Below are 16424 nucleotides of genomic sequence, written 5' to 3' on the forward strand. Positions count from 1 at the left end.
CCATGAGCGGGGAACCCGCGGTCGTCCGCTGCCATGTCGTCGCCGAGAATGCCGAGGCGCTCAGGGAGTTCGTCCATGAGACACATCCCGACGTCGGCTGCCGCGCCGTCGCGCGCGGCAGTGGGGCGGGTGTCGGACTCGACCTCTACTTCCGCCAGGATCAGCTCGACCGAGCAAGGTCGGCCAGATCGGCACCGAAGGTGGACATCACCACGGTAGAGAACGTCACGGACAACTGGCTCGCCCGCAAGGAAGAGGTCGGCGAGGGAGACCGCTTCGCCGACCGGGACGCCGTTCCGCACGGGCTCGGCCGTAAGGAGTGACCGTGTATCTCAACGTGGCCGAGATCGAATCGGCGATCACCAGTCTGGACGGCGCCTACCCCGGGGGGACCGAGGTCATCGACCTGCCACACGCCACCCACGAAGGGCGCACGACGAGGTTGCTGCGGGTCGGGACGCGGCAGTCCGACGAAGTACCGGCAATCCTGCTGTTGGGTGGGATGCACGCGCGCGAGTGGGTGCCGCCCGACGCGTTGATCTCGCTGGCGGCGGACCTGCTGGAGGCCCACGACGCCGGCACCGGGCTCGGCTATGGGTCGTCGACGTTCACCGCGGCACAGGTCGCGCAGGTGCTGGAGGAGGTCAGTCTGTTCTTCTTCCCCTGTGTCAACCCTGATGGCCGGGCCTTCAGCCAGACCACGTCCGCGATGTGGCGGAAGAACCGCCGGTCGGCACCTGCCGGGTCCACGGGCCCCTCGTGCGTGGGAGTCGATCTGAACCGGAACTTCGACTTCGTCTGGGACCACAAGGCAAAGTTCGCCCCGGACGCAGATGTTCACACCTCGGACAAGCCGTGCGATCCGCAGGTCTACCGTGGACCGGCCGCCGCCTCGGAGCCCGAGACCCGAAACGTGGTCTGGGCGCTCGACAGCCACCCGCGGATCCGGTGGATGGTAGACGTCCACAGCGCGGTTCCGGTGATCCTTCACAACTGGGGCTCCGACCAGAACCAGTCCAGCACCCCCACCGACAACTTCCGTAACCCCGACCTCGACGCCGTACGCGGGCGACCCGACGACGGCATCGGTGAGTTCATGACCGAACCGGACCTGAACATCGCGGTCGAACTCGCGGAACGGATGAACGACGCGGCTCGTGCGGTGCGCGGGGTCGACTACGGGGTCGAGCCGGCGTTCGGGCTGTATCCCACCTCAGGCACGAGTGACGACTACGCCTACAGCCGGCACCTCACCGACCCGGCTCACGCCAAGGTGTTCGGCTACACGATCGAATGTGGCGACACCTTCCAGCCCGTGTTCAGCGAAGCCGAAGAGGTCATCGGGGAGGTCTCGGCCGCGTTGCTGGCGCTCGCGCTCAATGCTCCCGAGGTCACGGACGGCTGAGGCCCGGCGGCGCACCCTCGTTCGGGGCAATCACCCTCGGCACACGCCCGGGTACGGACCATGGACCCATGGGACTTGGCCAGTGGATGCGAGGCTTGATTCCGGGGCGCTACCCCGAGTGGTACCGCGAGCGGCGGTCCTGGGAACAAGGCGAGGACGCCCGCACCACGGTCCGAAAACTCCGGGCGCTTGTCAACGAACGCAAACGGGCCGTGGAGAGTTCCGGCGGTGCGGACGGCCTGGCGTTGCTGGCGGCGGCGGAGGAAGAACTGCAGTGCGCGGAGCGCATCCTGACCTTCGACCACCATCATCGGGCGCCCCTGGGCTCTCATGTGACGGCGGCACAGGTCCACCTGAACATGGCACGCCTGCTCTGGCTGAAGTCGTTTCTCTCGGCCCCCGCCGAGGTGGCTCCCTATCTTCCCGGAATGCTCGCCGTGGTCAGAGAACACCTGACCCGCGACGACCCGCGCAGGGTCGCCACAGAAATCGTGATGGCGAAGTCCGCTCGGCGCCGAGTCATTGACGAGACGGAACTGCTCATCGTCCTCGAGGCCGTGGATGTGGCGCACGGAGTCGCGCTGCGTGAGAAGCTCCGCGCGGGCAGCTTCGTGCGCATCGTCTGGAGGGTGGCCCTCTTCCTGTTCCTTCTGGCGGGAGCGGTGGGCGTACTCACCTCCCTTTTCCCGGAATCCGTTCCACTGTGCTTCAACCCCCCACGGCCGAACGACGCGCCCGCCCCGGATTCGACGGTCGACTACGTGGTCGTCTGTCCCACGGGAAGCCAGGACTTTTTCGAATCCACCGAACTCGACCAGAACTTCGCCGCCGTTTCGGCATGGGGCGACTATCTCGTCGTCGAATTCATCGGCCTCGTCGCCGCCGGAGTGGCGGCGGCGTCCACTCTGCGGAGAATCAGGGGTACGTCGACGCCCTATTCCGCGCCGATCGCCCTGGCGGCTCTGAAGATCCCCGCAGGTGCCCTTACGGCCGTATTGGGCCTCCTGCTCATGCGGGGTGGCTTCGTACCCGGTCTCACCTCGCTGGACTCGTCGGCGCAGATCATCGCGTGGGCTGTCATCTTCGGATACTCCCAGCAACTCTTCACCAAATGGGTCGACCTTCAGGGGCAGAAGGTCCTGAATTCGGTACATGGCCCCCTGGATCCCCCGGCTTCCTCCGGTCGCACCGCCGTTCCTGCCACGGAATCTCCGCCCGAGGCAGGAACGGCAAGGACCCATTCAGCTGATGAGGATTTCGAGCGCTGATCAGTCGAGGGCTAGCCCCCGGCCACGACGTGGGGCACATGCAGCTTGTCCCAGGACTTCTTCCCGGGCATGCCGTCCGCGTCCTTACCGGAGAAACCCAGCTTGCGCTGCCACTTGGAGTAGGACGCCTTGTCCGCGTCGCTCCACTTGAGGTCCGGCCCGTCAGGATATGACGAGCAGCCTTCCTCGATGAGGCGGTAGCCCATGGCCTCGACGATCGGGCTGGTCCTGGTCGGCTGGAAGAAGCCGGGACCAGGGAACGGCTCGTAACCGACGACTGATTCCGGGGCGGAAACGCGGATGCGCTGTCCGATCTGAATCACGTTCGGACTGGTGATTTCGGGGTTCCACTCCAGAACCTGGGCCAGTGTCAGGCCGTGCATGGTGGCAATCTTGTTCAGATTGTCACCCTTCTTCGCTACGTAGAATTTTGTCTCACCCATATGGCCTACTCTAGTCGGGTATTGGCATACCGCAAACAGGACTCAATTGCGGCTTCAGCTATTTATGCGTCAACCGTCAGACATTCGTCACGGCGAGCCCTTCGTGAGTGCAAAGTCCATCTGGTGCAGGAGAACGGGGTCTTCCCAAGTGGCTCGCGATGCGTACCGTGTTCGAGGTACTCCATACGACGCGGAGAGGGGCGACGGTGGCCTTCCTGGGGGACGATCGGGCCGCAGTGCGGTCCGTTACCTGGCAGTTGCACGCCGACCCCATGATGTGGGTCGCCGGAATCCGCGCGCTCTACCTCCAGGCCCTGCACCCCCGAGCCGTACGCGGCGTCATGCAGAACTCCGACTTCCGGCGCGACGCCTGGGGTCGTCTGCTGCGCACCGCGAATTTCGTCGGCACCATCACCTACGGCACCACCGAGGCCGCCGAGAAGGCCGGCGCCCGGGTGCGGAAGATCCACAGCATGCTGAGCGCGACCGACCCGGACACGGGGGAGCGGTACGGCGTCGACGAACCCGAGCTGCTGCTGTGGGTGCACTGCGCCGAGATCGACTCGTATCTGCAGGTCGCGCGGCGCTCCGGCTTCCGCCTCACCGACGCGCAGGCCGACCGCTACATCGACGAACACCGCGTCAGCGCCCGCCTGGTGGGGCTGGACCCCAACGCCGTCCCGGCGAACCGGGCCGAGATGGCGGCGTACTTCGAGAAGGTGCGGCCCGAGCTCGCGTGCGGATCCGAGGCACGCGCGGTGGACGACTTCCTGCTCCGCCCGCCGACGCATCCCCTTCTCGTCCCGGCGCGCGAGGTGCTGTGGCGGCGCGTGGCGCAGCTGGCGTACGCCGCTCTGCCGCCGTACGCCCACGAGCTGTACGGCAGACCGGCACCGGAACCCGCCACCGTCACCCGTCAGTTGCGTGCCACGGGCACCCTGCTGCGCGCTGTTCCCGCACGTCTGCGCTGGCAACTCCCGCCCAAACACATCCTGCGCGCCATGGCACGACTCGGCCCCGGCTCGCGTCCCGGCACCGTACAAACTCGGACGATAGCTCGCCATACTGGACGAGCCGGGGGAGGGCAAGGCTGACCGTGACGGGGGGCGATCGCGGGCGATGGGGGACAGCAGGCTGATCCAGGGCCGGTACCGGCTGCTCGATCCGATCGGGCGCGGCGGTATGGGCGAGGTGTGGCGTGCGCGCGACGAGTCGCTGGGCCGGCAGGTCGCCGTGAAGTGCCTCAAGCCGCTGGGGCCGCACCACGACCACTCGTTCACGCGTGTCCTGCGGGAGCGGTTTCGCCGAGAGGCCCGGGTGGCCGCGGCGCTCCAGCACCGCGGGGTGACCGTGGTCCACGACTTCGGCGAGTCCGACGGGGTTCTGTTCCTGGTCATGGAGTTGCTCCAGGGCCGCAACCTCAGCCAGCTCCTGGAGGACAACAAGCATCATCCGCTGCCTGTCCCGGACGTCGTCGAGATCGCCGACCAGGTCGCCGCCGCCCTCGCCTACACCCACCAGCAGGGCATCGTGCACCGCGACCTGAAGCCCGCGAACATCATGCGGCTCGCCGACGGCACGGTGAAGATCTGCGACTTCGGCATAGCGCGCCTCGCCCATGACATCGGCTTCACCTCCCGGCTGACCGGCACCGGCATCGCGATGGGCACCCCGCACTACATGTCGCCGGAGCAGATCGGCGGGGAGGAGGTGGACCAGCGCAGCGACCTGTACTCGCTGGGGTGCGTGCTGTACGAGATCGCCACCGGGGTACCGCCGTTCGACCTGGACGACCCCTGGGCGATCCTCGTCGGACACCGCGACACCGCGCCCAGGCCGCCGCGCAGCCACCGCGCCGAGCTGCCCGAGTACTTCGAGCAGGTCATCCTCGACCTGCTGGCGAAGCGGCCCGAGGAACGACCGCACGACGGAGGCGAGTTGGGCCGCCGGATCGGTCTGGGCCGTACGACACCGACGTACGTGCCGACCGTGGTGACCCCACAGCCGGACCTCGGGCCCCCGGCGCCCGTCACCCGCGAGCCCCGCCTGCCGTCCTGGACCCGCGGCATGACCACCGGCCACAAGGCCACCGGCGCGGGACTGCGCACCACACCTCCGGACGCGGGGGCCGGTCTCACCGGCGAGTGGATCCCCCGGCCCACGACCGGCCGGCGGCCCGACGAGGCCGCCGTACCCGACGAAACGCCCACCCCCTCCGCGGCGGCGCTCGCGGCGCTGGCCGGACGCCACAACGCCGGTCTCAGCCTGGGCCGACTGGGCCGCTGGACCGAGGCGGGCGAGGTGCACCGGGCCGTCGCCGCCGAACGTGAGCACCTCCTCGGCCCCGACCACCCAGACACCCTCGCCAGCCGCTACGAGGTCGCCTTCACCCTCAGCCGCACCGGCCGCGCCGCGGACGCCCTGCGTGAGTACAAGCACGTCGCCCGCGCCCGCAGTCTCTCGCTCGGCCCCGACCACCCCGAGACGCTCGCCGCCCGGCAGGAAATGGCGTACGTGCTCGGGCAGTTGGGCCGCCATTTCGACGCGCACCAGGTCTACACGTCCGTGCTGACGGCACGGGAACGCGCGATGGGCGCCGACCACCCCGACACACTGCGCTGCCGCCACAACCTCGCCTTCAACCTGAGTAGACTCGGCCGCCTGGAGGACTCGTACCGCATGGCCGGCGAGGTCGCCGTCGCACGCGCCCGCGTCCTCGGCCCGCACCACCCCGAAACCCTGGTCACGCGCTACGAAGTCGCTTACGCCCTCGGTCAGTTGGGCCGCTGGGCCGAGGCCCTGCAGACCTACCGCGAGGTCGCCGACGCCCGCGCCCAGGCCCTCGGCCCGGATCACGCCGACACGCTCGCCGCCCGTTACGAGGTCGGCATCAGCCTCGGCCGCCTCGGCCGCAGCGCGGAGGCCCTCCAGCTCTACCTCGACCTGATCGACGACCGCACCCGTGTCCACGGCCCCGCCCACCCCGAGACCCTGCGTGCCCGACACGGCCTCGGCGTGAACCTCGGCCGCCTCGGACGCTGGGAGGAGGCCCTCGCCGAGTCCCGGGACGTGTGCGCGATCCGTGAGCGCGTGCTGGGACCCGACCACACCGACACCCTGGTCAGCCGGCGCGAGGTCGCGGTGAGCCTCGGCTGGCTGGGCCGCTGGCCGGACGCGCTCACCGAGTACCGCGGGGTGGCCACCGCCCGCGAACACGTCCTCGGCGCCGACCACCCCGACACCCTCGCCAGCCGGAACGACGAGGCCCACTGCCTGGAGCAGCTCGGGCGGAGCGCGGAGGCGGTCGAGCTGTACCGGAGGGTGGCGGTGCTGCGGCAGCAGCGGGCGTCCGGAGGCGGGTGAAGCCCAGTGGCCGAGCCGTGACTCCGGCCTGTCCCACCTATGGCCGACCTAGATCATCACGTGTTACGAAGAACCATGCCAGCAGACGAGGGACACCCGGGACACCGCACGTACGACGCCGTCATCGTCGGCGGAGGCCACAACGGCCTCGTCGCCGCCGCCTACCTGGCCCGGGCCGGACGGTCCGTGCTGGTGCTGGAGCGACTGGACCGCACCGGGGGCGCCGCGGTCTCCACACGGCCGTTCGCCGGCGTCGACGCACGGCTCTCCCGCTACTCGTACCTGGTCAGCCTGCTGCCCAAGAAGATCGTCCGGGACCTCGGCCTGGACTTCCGTGTCCGTACCCGCAACGTCTCCTCGTACACGCCCGTGGACCGGGACGGCCGGCCGACCGGACTGCTCGTGGGCGGCGGCGAGCGGCGCACCCGGGAGGCGTTCGCCCGGCTGACCGGCGGCGAGCGCGAGTACGCGGCCTGGCAGCGCTTCTACGCCATGACCGGCGAGGTCGCCCAGCGGGTCTTCCCGACGCTCACCGAGCCCCTGCCGAGCCGCGGGGAACTGCGCCGCCGGGTGGACGACGAGGAGGCCTGGCGGACCCTCTTCGAGGAGCCGATCGGCGTCGCGATCGAGGACCGTTTCGCGGACGACCTGATCCGGGGTGTGGTCCTGACGGACGCCCTGATCGGCACCTTCGCCGACGCCCATGACATGTCCCTCAAGCAGAACCGTTGCCTCCTCTACCACGTGATCGGCGGCGGCACCGGCGACTGGGACGTCCCCGTCGGCGGCATGGGTGCCCTCACCGACGCCCTGGCCACGGCCGCGCGCGACGCGGGCGCGGTCGTCGTCACCGGGCACGAGGCGGTACGGATCGACACGGACGGCCGTACGGCGGAGATCAGCTATCGCACGGCCGACGGTGAGGGCGTCGTCACCGCCCGGCACGTCCTGGTGAACGCCTCCCCGCAGGAGCTGGCCGCCCTGACCGGCGACACCACCGCGGACCCCGTCGAGGGCGCCCAGCTCAAGGTGAACATGCTGCTCAAGCGCCTGCCGCGGCTGCGCGACAGCTCCGTCGACCCGCGCGAGGCGTTCGCCGGCACCTTCCACATCGCCGAGGGCTACGACCAGCTGGCCACCGCCCACGCCCAGGCCGCCGCCGGGGAACTCCCCGCCGCCCCGCCGTCCGAGATCTACTGCCACTCGCTGACCGACCCGACGATCCTCGGCCCCGCCCTCGTCGAGCGGGGCTACCAGACCCTCACCCTGTTCGGCCTGCACACCCCGGCCCGGCTGTTCGAGCGCGACAACGACGCCGTACGCGACGAACTGCTGAAGTCGACGCTCGCCCAGCTGGACGCCCACCTCGCCGAGCCGCTGGCCGACTGTCTGGCGACGGACGCCGACGGACGGCCCTGCATCGAGGCGAAGACCCCGCTGGACCTGGAGCGCGATCTGCGCCTTCCCGGCGGCAACATCTTCCACCGCGACCTGGCCTGGCCGTACGCCCAGGAGGACACCGGCCGCTGGGGCGTGGAGACCCGCCACCCGAACGTGCTGCTCTGCGGGGCGGGCGCGGTGCGTGGGGGAGGGGTGAGCGGAGTGCCGGGGCACAACGCGGCGATGGCGGTGCTGGAGGCGGTCGGCGACTGACCCCGGCCCTGTTCAGGCCCGGACGCCGCCGTCCATCCGCAGGATCACGCCGGTGACGTAGGACGCGCGGTCGCTCAGCAGCCATGCGGCAGCCACGGCCGCACGTGACGGCGGCCGACGCGGTGAGGCTGTTGACCGCCCGCTTCATGGCGCCGTACACGGCAGCTCGGGGTTGGCCGCCGGGCTGCCCACGGTGGAGTTGTTGACGATCGCCCCCTAAGGGGGACGGCGCCGATCCGGTCCAACTCGGCATCCGACAGCTGGTCCAGCGGGCCGGGCGGCTGGATGCTCTACGGCGTCTCGGACGTCGCCGAGTTCGCCCGGAACTCACCGCGCTGATCGGCGAACTCCTGGACGGCAGCGAGGAGTTCGCCCGGCTGTGGGCGGCCCACGACGTGACCGCCGCACCCACGCTGCGCAAGACCTTCGACCACCCCGTCGTCGGCCCCGTCACCGTCAACTGCGACGTCCTGGACATCGCCGACCGTGACCAACGGGTCGTGATCTACACCGCCACCCCGGGCACGCCGTCCGAGGAGGCGCTACGACTGCTGTCGGTCATCGGCACGCAACGCCTGGACGTGCCCGGCGGAGCCGTCGGCGCCGGCTCACCGGTCAGTTCGCGGCAGCGGTCCACCCGCTCGCCGTGATCCGCGCCGCATCCGCCGGCCGGGCCTCGTCGAAGAGGACGCTGTGCGCCGTCTCGACGTGCAGCCCGTCGACGTACGCGCCGCGGCCCACGTACAGCTTGTCGGTGGTGTATCGCCAGCGGAGTACCAGCTGCCGGTGCGCGGGGAGTTGCGCCGTGAGGCGGTGCCAGACGCGGCCCGACCAGCCGGTGACGGCGCCGGTCGGATGGGCCTGCGGTCGTTCGCCCTGGCGTTTCGTCGCGAAGGGGAGCGCAGCCCAGGTCGTGCCGCCGTCCGTCGTGGACTCCAGGACGAGGACGTCCGCCTGCGGCTCGGTGTCCCACCACAGGGCGCAGTGCAGCTCTGCCTCGCCGGAGGACGTGTCGAGGGCGGGGAGCACGAGCGTCGCGCTGGTGGCGGTCGCCATTCCGGAGAACCATGCCGTACGGCCGTGGCGCGGGCGGACCGCTGCAGCACGGGCCATGCTGTCGGCCGCGGCGACCCGGGGCGCGGAACCGGAGCGCCAACTGCGCACCGGATGGACCGAGTTGCCGAGGACGACGAGGAATGAGTCGGTGGTCGGGTCGAGGACGAGGGAGGTGCCGGTGAAACCGGTGTGTCCCGCTGTGCGCGGGGTGGCCATGGCGCCCATGTACCAGTGCTGGTAGAGCTCGAAACCGAGGCCGTGCTCGTCGCCGGGGAAGGCGGTGTTGAAGTCGGTGAACATCAGCTCCACGGACTCCGGCTCCAGGATGCGGCAGCTGCCGTAGGCGCCGCCGTTGAGCAGCGTCCGGCCGAGGACCGCCAGGTCCCACGCGTTCGAGAAGACGCCCGCGTGGCCCGCGACCCCACCCAGGCTGAAGGCGTTCTCGTCGTGCACTTCACCCCAGACGAGCCCACGGTCCAGGCCGGACCACGGCAGCCGCGCGTCCTCGGTGGCCGCGATCCCCGGCTTCCAGGCGGCGGGCGGGTTGTAGCGGGTGCGGCGCATCCCGAGCGGGCCGGTGATCTCGTCGTGGAGGAGGACGTCGAGGCTGCGGCCGGTGATCTTCTCCAGGACGAGCTGGAGGGAGATCAGATTCAGATCCGAGTAGAGGTACTTGGTGCCTGGAGCATTCAGCGGCGCCTCGCTCCAGATGAGCTGGAGCTTCTCCTCGTACGTCGGCGCGTTGTACAGCGGGATCCAGGCACGGAACCCCGAGGTGTGGGTGAGGAGCTGACGGATCGTGATGTCCTGTTTGCCCGCGCGGCCGAAGTCCGGGAGGTAGGAGGCGACCGTGGCCTCCAGCCCCAGCTCGCCCCGTTCGATCTGCTGCACCGCGAGGATCGATGTGAACAGCTTGGACACCGAGGCCAGGTCGAAGACGGTGCCCTCGGCCATCGGGATCTGCTGGTCCGACGGAAACTCCACGCCGGTGTCGCTCGTTTCGTCGTACGCCTCATAGCGCACGGCCATCCCGATGGGCTGGTGCAGCGCCACGGTGCCGCCGCGGCCGGCGAGGAGGACGGCGCCGGCGTACCAGGGGTGCTTGGGGGAGGGGGCCAAGAACCTCTCTGCATCGGTCACGAGTCGGCGGAGGTGGGTGGGGAGGAGGCCGGCGCGCTCGGGGGAGCCGTGGCGCAGGGTGGGGCTTGCGGTGGGCGCCGCTGCGGCTGCCGCCGCGGGTCCAGCGGGCAAGGGGGCGATGGTCAGGGCGCCGCCCAAGGCCACTGCGGTCCTGCCCAGTTGACGCCTGGTCAGTCCGGTTCTGCCGTCGGTCATCGAGGTTCCTCCCGCCACTCCGGCTGAAAGTATCTTTCCGGGATCACCTTGCGTGGTGAAACTTTCGTGTCAGGTGGGACTCGTGTCAACGGGAAGGCCGCTCAATAGATCTGACGGTACATCAGAAAAGGCCTTCCGTCGTCCGGAGGACTGCGGCATCCTGCGCCCATGCAGACGGAGCTGAGCAAGAAACTGGGAGTCGAGCACGCCCTTTTCGGCTTCACGCCGTTCCCCGCCGTCGCCGCGGCCATCAGCCGGGCCGGCGGCTTCGGAGTGCTCGGCGCGGTCCGCTACACCGCCCCCGACGACCTCAAACGCGACCTCGACTGGGTCGAGGCACACGTCGACGGCAGGCCCTACGGGCTGGACGTCGTCATGCCCGCGAAGAAGGTCGAGGGCGTCACGGAAGCCGACGTCGAGGCGATGATCCCGGAAGGGCACCGGCAGTTCGTCCAGGACACCCTCGCCAAGTACGGAGTGCCCGAACTGGCCGAGGGTGAGGTATCCGGCTGGCGGATCACCGGGTGGATGGAGCAGGTCGCCCGCACGCAGCTCGACGTCGCCTTCGACTATCCGATCAAGCTGCTCGCCAACGCCCTCGGTTCACCGCCCACCGATGTCGTGGCACGCGCCCATGACCGGGGCGTGCTCGTCGCCGCGCTCGCGGGCAGCGCCCGGCACGCCCGCAAACACGCTGAGGCGGGGATCGACATCGTCGTCGCCCAGGGCTATGAGGCGGGCGGCCACACCGGAGAGATCGCCTCCATGGTGCTCACCCCGGAGGTGGTGGAGGCGGTCGACCCTCTGCCGGTACTGGCGGCCGGAGGCATCGGGAGCGGCCAACAGGTGGCGGCAGCACTCGCTCTCGGCGCCCAGGGTGTGTGGCTGGGCTCCATGTGGCTGACCACCACAGAGGCCGACATGCATTCCCCCGGCCTGACCCGCAAACTGCTCGCCGCCGGATCGGGCGACACCGTCCGCTCCCGAGCCCTGACGGGCAAGCCCGCACGACAGCTGCGCACCGAGTGGACCGACGCCTGGGACGACCCGGACGGGCCCGGCACCCTCCCCATGCCCCTGCAGGGGCTCCTCGTGGCCGAGGCCGTCTCCCGGATCCAGAAGTACGAGGTCGAGCCGCTGCTCGGCACGCCCGTCGGCCAGATCGTGGGCCGGATGAACAGCGAACGCAGTGTCCAGGCCGTCGTCGACGACCTCACCCGCGGCTTCGAGAAGGCCGTGCACCGCATCAACCGCATCGCCGGAAGGAGCGGCCAGTGACGAGCACCCCCGCCACCCCCACCGTGAGCACTCCGCCGGTCGGCTTCTGGGCCCAGGCCGCCGCCGATCCCGACCGCCCGGTCCTCGTCGCCCCCGACGGCGAGCAGTGGACCGCCGGGCGTCTGCACGCCGCCGCCAACCGTCTCGTCCACGGCCTGCGCGCGGCCGGCCTCGGACGCGGCGACGCCTTCGCGGTCGTCCTCCCCAACAGCGTCGAGTTCTTCACGGCATACCTGGCCGCCACCCAGGCCGGCCTCTACCTGGTCCCCGTCAACCACCACCTCGTCGGCCCCGAGATCGCCTGGATCGTCGCCGACTCCGGCGCAAAGGTGCTCATCGCCCACGAGCGCTACGCCGATCCCGCCCGTCAGGCCGCCGACGAGGCCGGCCTCCCGGCCACCCACCGGTACGCCGTCGGCGAGGTCGAGGGCTTTCGGCCGTACGCCGAACTCGTCGACGGACAACCGGAGTCGGCACCCGCAAGGCGCGAACTCGGCTGGGTCATGAACTACACCTCGGGCACGACGGGCCGCCCCCGCGGCATCCGCCGCCCCCTGCCCGGCAAACCGCCCGAGGAGTCCTACCTGGGCGGCTTCCTGGGCATCTTCGGCATCAAGCCGTTCGACGCCAACGTGCACCTCGTCTGCTCGCCGCTCTACCACACCGCGGTCCTCCAGTTCGCGGGGGCGTCCCTGCACATCGGCCACGGGCTGGTGCTGATGGACAAGTGGACACCCGAGGAGATGCTTCGCCTGATCGACAACCACACGTGCACGCACACCCATATGGTCCCGACCCAGTTCCACCGTCTCCTCGCGCTTCCGGAGGACGTACGGGGCCGCTACGACGTCTCCTCCATGCGGCACGCCATCCACGGCGCCGCCCCGTGCCCCGACCATGTGAAACGGGCCATGATCGAGTGGTGGGGCACCTGTGTGGAGGAGTACTACGCCGCCAGTGAGGGCGGTGGGGCCTTCGCGACCGCCGAGGACTGGCTGAAGAAGCCCGGCACGGTCGGCAAGGCCTGGCCGATCAGCGAGCTCGCGATCTTCGACGACGACGGCAACCCGCTCGCGCCCGGAGAACTCGGCACCGTCTACCTGAAGATGAACACCGGCGGCTTCAGCTATCACAAGGACGAGGCCAAGACGAAGAAGAACCGCATCGGCGACTTCTTCACCGTGGGCGACCTCGGCTGTCTCGACGAGGAGGGCTATCTCTTCCTCCGCGACCGCAAGATCGACATGATCATCTCCGGCGGGGTCAACATCTACCCGGCCGAGATCGAGTCCGCCCTGCTCGCCCACCCGGCCGTCGCCGACGCCGCCGCCTTCGGCATCCCGCACGACGACTGGGGCGAGGAGGTCAAGGCCGTCGTCGAAGCCGCCCCTGGCCACGAGCCCGGCCCCGCCCTCGCCGCCGCGATCCTCGACCACTGCGCCGGGCAACTCGCCGGGTACAAGCGGCCCAAGAGCGTGGACTTCATCGCCGAGATGCCGCGGGATCCCAACGGCAAGCTGTACAAGCGGCGGTTGCGGGAACCGTACTGGGAGGGGCGCACGCGCCCCGTGTGACGTCAGGGACGCATACGAGGCGGTGCCTCCAAGGCCCTGGCGAGGCCTGCCGCGTCGGTGCCGATCTTGCGGTAGACGCTGGACAGCAACTGCCGCACGCCTTGCTCCGTCAGGTGCAGTTCCTTGGCGATCACAGCCACCGGGCGTCCCTCGACGGCCAGTTCGGCCGTACGGTGCTCCTGCACGGTCAGTGTGTCCGCCTGCACGTAGCGCAGGGGCAGCGGGCGCAGACCGGCCGTCGAGAGTTCCTCCCGGGCGCGGGCGGCGAGCGCCTCGGCCCCGCAGTGGACGGCACCTTCCAGGCCCTGGTAGAGCCGGTCGGCGGCCTCCTGGAGCCGGCCGCTGCGGGCCAGCGCGGCGCCGTGGCCGACTTGGGCGCGAGCGAGTTCGTACGAGGCGGGGGACTGCTCCAGGCAGTCGATCGCCTCCGCGTACAGGTCGAGTGCGCCCGGCCCGCCGGTCACCTCGGCGAGGGTGTGGAGGGCCTGCCCGATGGTGGAGGCGGCGCCGAAGTCCCGGGCACGCTTGACGGCGTCCTGGGCGTGATGGATCGCCTCGTCCGGGGCGGTGGGGGCGAGCGCGGTCGCGAGCCGCAGCTGCCACGGGCACCAGGCCGGGTTGCGCCAGGCCCGCCCGTCCAGCCAGTCCCCCACCGCGGACAACAGCGCCGCCGCTTCCGCGTGCCGTCCCTCCGCCAGGAGCAGTTCCGCGTACACGGTGCGCGGGTCGGGATAGATGACGGCGTTCGGAGCCATGTCACCGAAGTGGTGGTCGTCGGCGAGCGCGCGAGCCTCGGTGATCCGTCCACGGGCCAGCAACGTCTGGATCAGGACGCTGACGCCGTACCACTGGGCGGCCACGACGCCGTCCACCTTGTCGGCGATGCGCAGGCCTTCCCGGACCAGCTCCTCGGCTTCGGCCAGACAACCGCGGTGGTAGCGGACATAGCCGGCGATGGACTGGCCGAAGGCCAGGTGGGAGCCGTGCCAGCCCTTGCCCACGCACTCCGCGATGCCCTGCTCGAACAGTTCCTCGGCCCGTCGCGGTTGGTCGCCGTACATGAACACCAGGGCGACCGAAAGGGGTACCTCGAAGCCCCGGTTCTCATCCGTCCAGCTCATGCCGCCGCGCAGGGACTTCTCCGCATAGGTGAGAGCGGTCTGGCGCGGTTCGCCGCGCAGGACGGCATCCCAGGCCCGCAGTCCCAGGATGTAGCGCTCCTCCAGGCTGCGGCCGGGCAGTTGCTCGGCCAGCCGCGCCAGTGTCCGGGAGCGGGCGGGTGAGTCGGGATCGTCGGCGCGCATCGTGCTCCAGACGAACTGATCGGCCTGCATACGCAGTTTGACGCGCGGGTTCGTGGCCTGCCGGGCCTCCTCGGCGGCCACGGTCGCGGCCTCGTCCATCCGATCGGTGTGGGCGAGCGCCGTCGTCAGCCGATAGACGATGGAGGCGCGCAGGTCGGGGTCGACGTCCGGCTCCGCCAGGGCCTGTCGGAGATGCCGCACCGTGGCCGTGGGCTCGATCAGGAACGTGGCGCACGCGAGTTCGTGCAGGACCGCGGCGCGGTCCTCGGGGCTCGGTGGCTCCTTCAGCGCGCGGGTAAGCATGCGCCGGGCGGCCTCCGTCGCCCCGGCGCCGAGATACTCGCGAGCGGCCGCGCGCAAACATTCCACCGTCTCGGGGCTGCCCTCGCAGGGCACCTCCAGCAGGTGCCGGGCGGCGGCGGTGGGGCCGTATCCCGCGTTCAGGACGGCGTCCGCGGCCGCGTTGTGCAGACCGGCCCGGAAGCCGGAGCGGATGGACCGGTAGATCGTCGTGGTGATCAGCGGGTGGACGAACTCGAGCTCACCCTCGGGTCCGTGGCCGTCGGTGATGATCCGGGCCGCGCGGAGCTTCTGGGTCGCCTCGGCGGCGGTCTCGTCGCCGAGTACCGCGATGGTCGCGGCGAGTTGTGGTGAGAAGGGCGACCCCAGCACGGCAGCGGAGTGCGCGAAGCGGACGGTCGCGGTGTCGAGGTCTTCCAGCCGCTCGATCAGCCCCGGTCCCTTGATCGCGGCGGCAAGTTCACGCATCGCGGGCAGGTCGCCCTCGCTGCCGCTCAGTTTCCGCTCGGCGAGGCCGATGGCGAGCTCCACCGTCTCGAAGGGGCTCCCTCCGGTGGCGGACCAGCATTCCTTACAGAACACGTCTTCGGCTCCGTCACCGACATGGCTCCTGATGATCTGTGCCACGCCGTCGGCGGTGAGGCATGCGAGGTCGTGAGGGCGGTCTCCGTGATGTCCGACGAGCGTACGGAGTCCGCCCGCTTCGGACGGCAGTTCGTCGGGCCGGTAGGCGACCACGATCAGCAGGGGGAGGTCATCGACCCGTGACGCGAAGGAATCGAGCCAGTTCAGGGACTCGGCGTCCGCCCAGTGAAGGTCGTCCAGGAGCAGGACAACGGGTGCCTTCCTGATGGTGAGGCACGTCATGACCCAGTCGAGGCCTTCGCGGACCCCGGTCGGGTCCGGTGCGGGGCGCAGCCCCTCGCTTCGAGGCCGAGCACGGCGGCCATGACGTCGTACCAGCTTCCCAGAAAGGCGCGGAGTTCCGCTCCGTCCATCCTCGCCAGCCAGGGCTGCACGAGCTGGCGCACGACGCGGAACGCCGATCCCTGTTCCTTCTCCCCGCCTCTGCCCGACAGCACGGTGAATCCCGATGCCATGGCACGCTCACGTGCTTGCGTGATGAGGGCTGTCTTGCCCAGCCCGGCCGGTCCGCTGAAGGCGAGCAGCCCCCTGCGCCTGCCCTGCGGCACACCGTCCGTGGCGCGTCGCAGTTCCTTGAACGCGGCGTCGAGGGCCTGAAGTTCCCGTCGGCGCTCGATCAACGTCCTTTGTTCCGTGATCGGGTGCCGAGGCTCCATCGCCATGTGCCGTACCGCCTTCTGTCGTTCGGCTCGGAGGAGCCGAGCGTACGCCTCGTCGAGGTGGGGCAGGCCGAATTGGGCACCATAGGGTGAATCGTGAACGATGGGTGGGAGAACGCCCGCCCGCTGGGTAGGGGGCAC

Annotated in this window: 11 protein-coding genes and 3 pseudogenes; 9 read left to right on the forward strand and 5 right to left on the reverse strand. The window is 70.2% G+C overall.

The features are described from left to right. Positions 1-2: 2 nt before the first annotated feature. From OHO27_RS39965 to OHO27_RS39975, 3 genes are all read left to right on the forward strand, one after another. Positions 3-323, forward strand: coding sequence for a hypothetical protein (locus tag OHO27_RS39965; RefSeq protein WP_328429815.1), 321 nt, complete (start codon positions 3-5; stop codon positions 321-323). Positions 324-325: 2 nt separating this feature from the next. Continuing rightward, entirely contained in the window at positions 326-1405 is a 1080-nt protein-coding gene (locus tag OHO27_RS39970) for a M14 family metallopeptidase (RefSeq protein ID WP_328429816.1), read from the forward strand. A gap of 68 nt (positions 1406-1473) precedes the next feature. Continuing rightward, the gene (locus OHO27_RS39975) at positions 1474-2673 is read left to right on the forward strand and encodes a hypothetical protein (protein ID WP_328429817.1); all 1200 of its coding nucleotides are present in this window, start codon (positions 1474-1476) and stop codon (positions 2671-2673) included. Between the two features lie 11 nt (positions 2674-2684). Here the strand turns inward: OHO27_RS39975 and OHO27_RS43305 are convergent, their stop codons facing one another. Next, the gene (locus OHO27_RS43305) at positions 2685-3116 is read right to left on the reverse strand and encodes a peptidoglycan-binding protein (protein ID WP_443059666.1); all 432 of its coding nucleotides are present in this window, start codon (positions 3114-3116) and stop codon (positions 2685-2687) included. Between the two features lie 272 nt (positions 3117-3388). Here OHO27_RS43305 and OHO27_RS39990 point away from each other — a divergent pair. The 3 genes and pseudogenes from OHO27_RS39990 to OHO27_RS40000 all read left to right on the forward strand — a co-directional run bounded on the left by OHO27_RS39990 (position 3389) and on the right by OHO27_RS40000 (position 8132). Beyond that, positions 3389-4172 (forward strand): annotated as a pseudogene (locus OHO27_RS39990) (oxygenase MpaB family protein). Positions 4173-4235: 63 nt separating this feature from the next. Further along, positions 4236-6479 (forward strand): serine/threonine-protein kinase, encoded by a 2244-nt coding sequence (locus OHO27_RS39995; RefSeq protein ID WP_328429818.1) that lies wholly within the window; start codon positions 4236-4238, stop codon positions 6477-6479. A gap of 75 nt (positions 6480-6554) precedes the next feature. Next, positions 6555-8132, forward strand: coding sequence for a phytoene desaturase family protein (locus OHO27_RS40000; RefSeq protein ID WP_328429819.1), 1578 nt, complete (start codon positions 6555-6557; stop codon positions 8130-8132). A gap of 12 nt (positions 8133-8144) precedes the next feature. Here the strand turns inward: OHO27_RS40000 and OHO27_RS40005 are convergent. Beyond that, positions 8145-8422: pseudogene (locus tag OHO27_RS40005) on the reverse strand (short-chain dehydrogenase); the annotation flags it as partial. A 30-nt stretch (positions 8423-8452) separates the two neighbouring features. Here OHO27_RS40005 and OHO27_RS40010 point away from each other — a divergent pair. Then, positions 8453-8782, forward strand: a pseudogene (locus tag OHO27_RS40010) (MmyB family transcriptional regulator); the annotation flags it as partial. On the opposite strand, the gene OHO27_RS40015 reads toward OHO27_RS40010, so the two are convergent. Further along, a complete protein-coding gene (locus OHO27_RS40015) occupies positions 8748-10523 on the reverse strand; it encodes a serine hydrolase (RefSeq protein ID WP_328429820.1) in 1776 nt (591 codons plus the stop codon). The pseudogene OHO27_RS40010 and the gene OHO27_RS40015 overlap by 35 nt on opposite strands. Positions 10524-10691: 168 nt before the next feature. On the opposite strand from OHO27_RS40015, the gene OHO27_RS40020 reads away from it, so the two are divergent. Then, positions 10692-11801, forward strand: coding sequence for an NAD(P)H-dependent flavin oxidoreductase (locus tag OHO27_RS40020; protein WP_328429821.1), 1110 nt, complete (start codon positions 10692-10694; stop codon positions 11799-11801). A gap of 23 nt (positions 11802-11824) precedes the next feature. Next, positions 11825-13375 (forward strand): acyl-CoA synthetase, encoded by a 1551-nt coding sequence (locus tag OHO27_RS40025; RefSeq protein ID WP_328430690.1) that lies wholly within the window; start codon positions 11825-11827, stop codon positions 13373-13375. A gap of 2 nt (positions 13376-13377) precedes the next feature. Here OHO27_RS40025 and OHO27_RS40030 read toward each other — a convergent pair whose 3' ends face one another. Then, the gene (locus OHO27_RS40030) at positions 13378-15846 is read right to left on the reverse strand and encodes an ATP-binding protein (protein WP_328429822.1); all 2469 of its coding nucleotides are present in this window, start codon (positions 15844-15846) and stop codon (positions 13378-13380) included. Then, positions 15843-16286 carry a hypothetical protein gene (locus OHO27_RS40035; RefSeq protein ID WP_328429823.1) on the reverse strand — a complete coding sequence of 148 codons (444 nt, stop codon included), beginning with the start codon at positions 16284-16286 and terminating at the stop codon, positions 15843-15845. The genes OHO27_RS40030 and OHO27_RS40035 overlap by 4 nt, the downstream gene beginning before the upstream one ends. Positions 16287-16424: the final 138 nt, after the last annotated feature.

It is taken from the genome of Streptomyces sp. NBC_00443 (assembly GCF_036014175.1).
Lineage (GTDB): Bacteria > Actinomycetota > Actinomycetes > Streptomycetales > Streptomycetaceae > Streptomyces.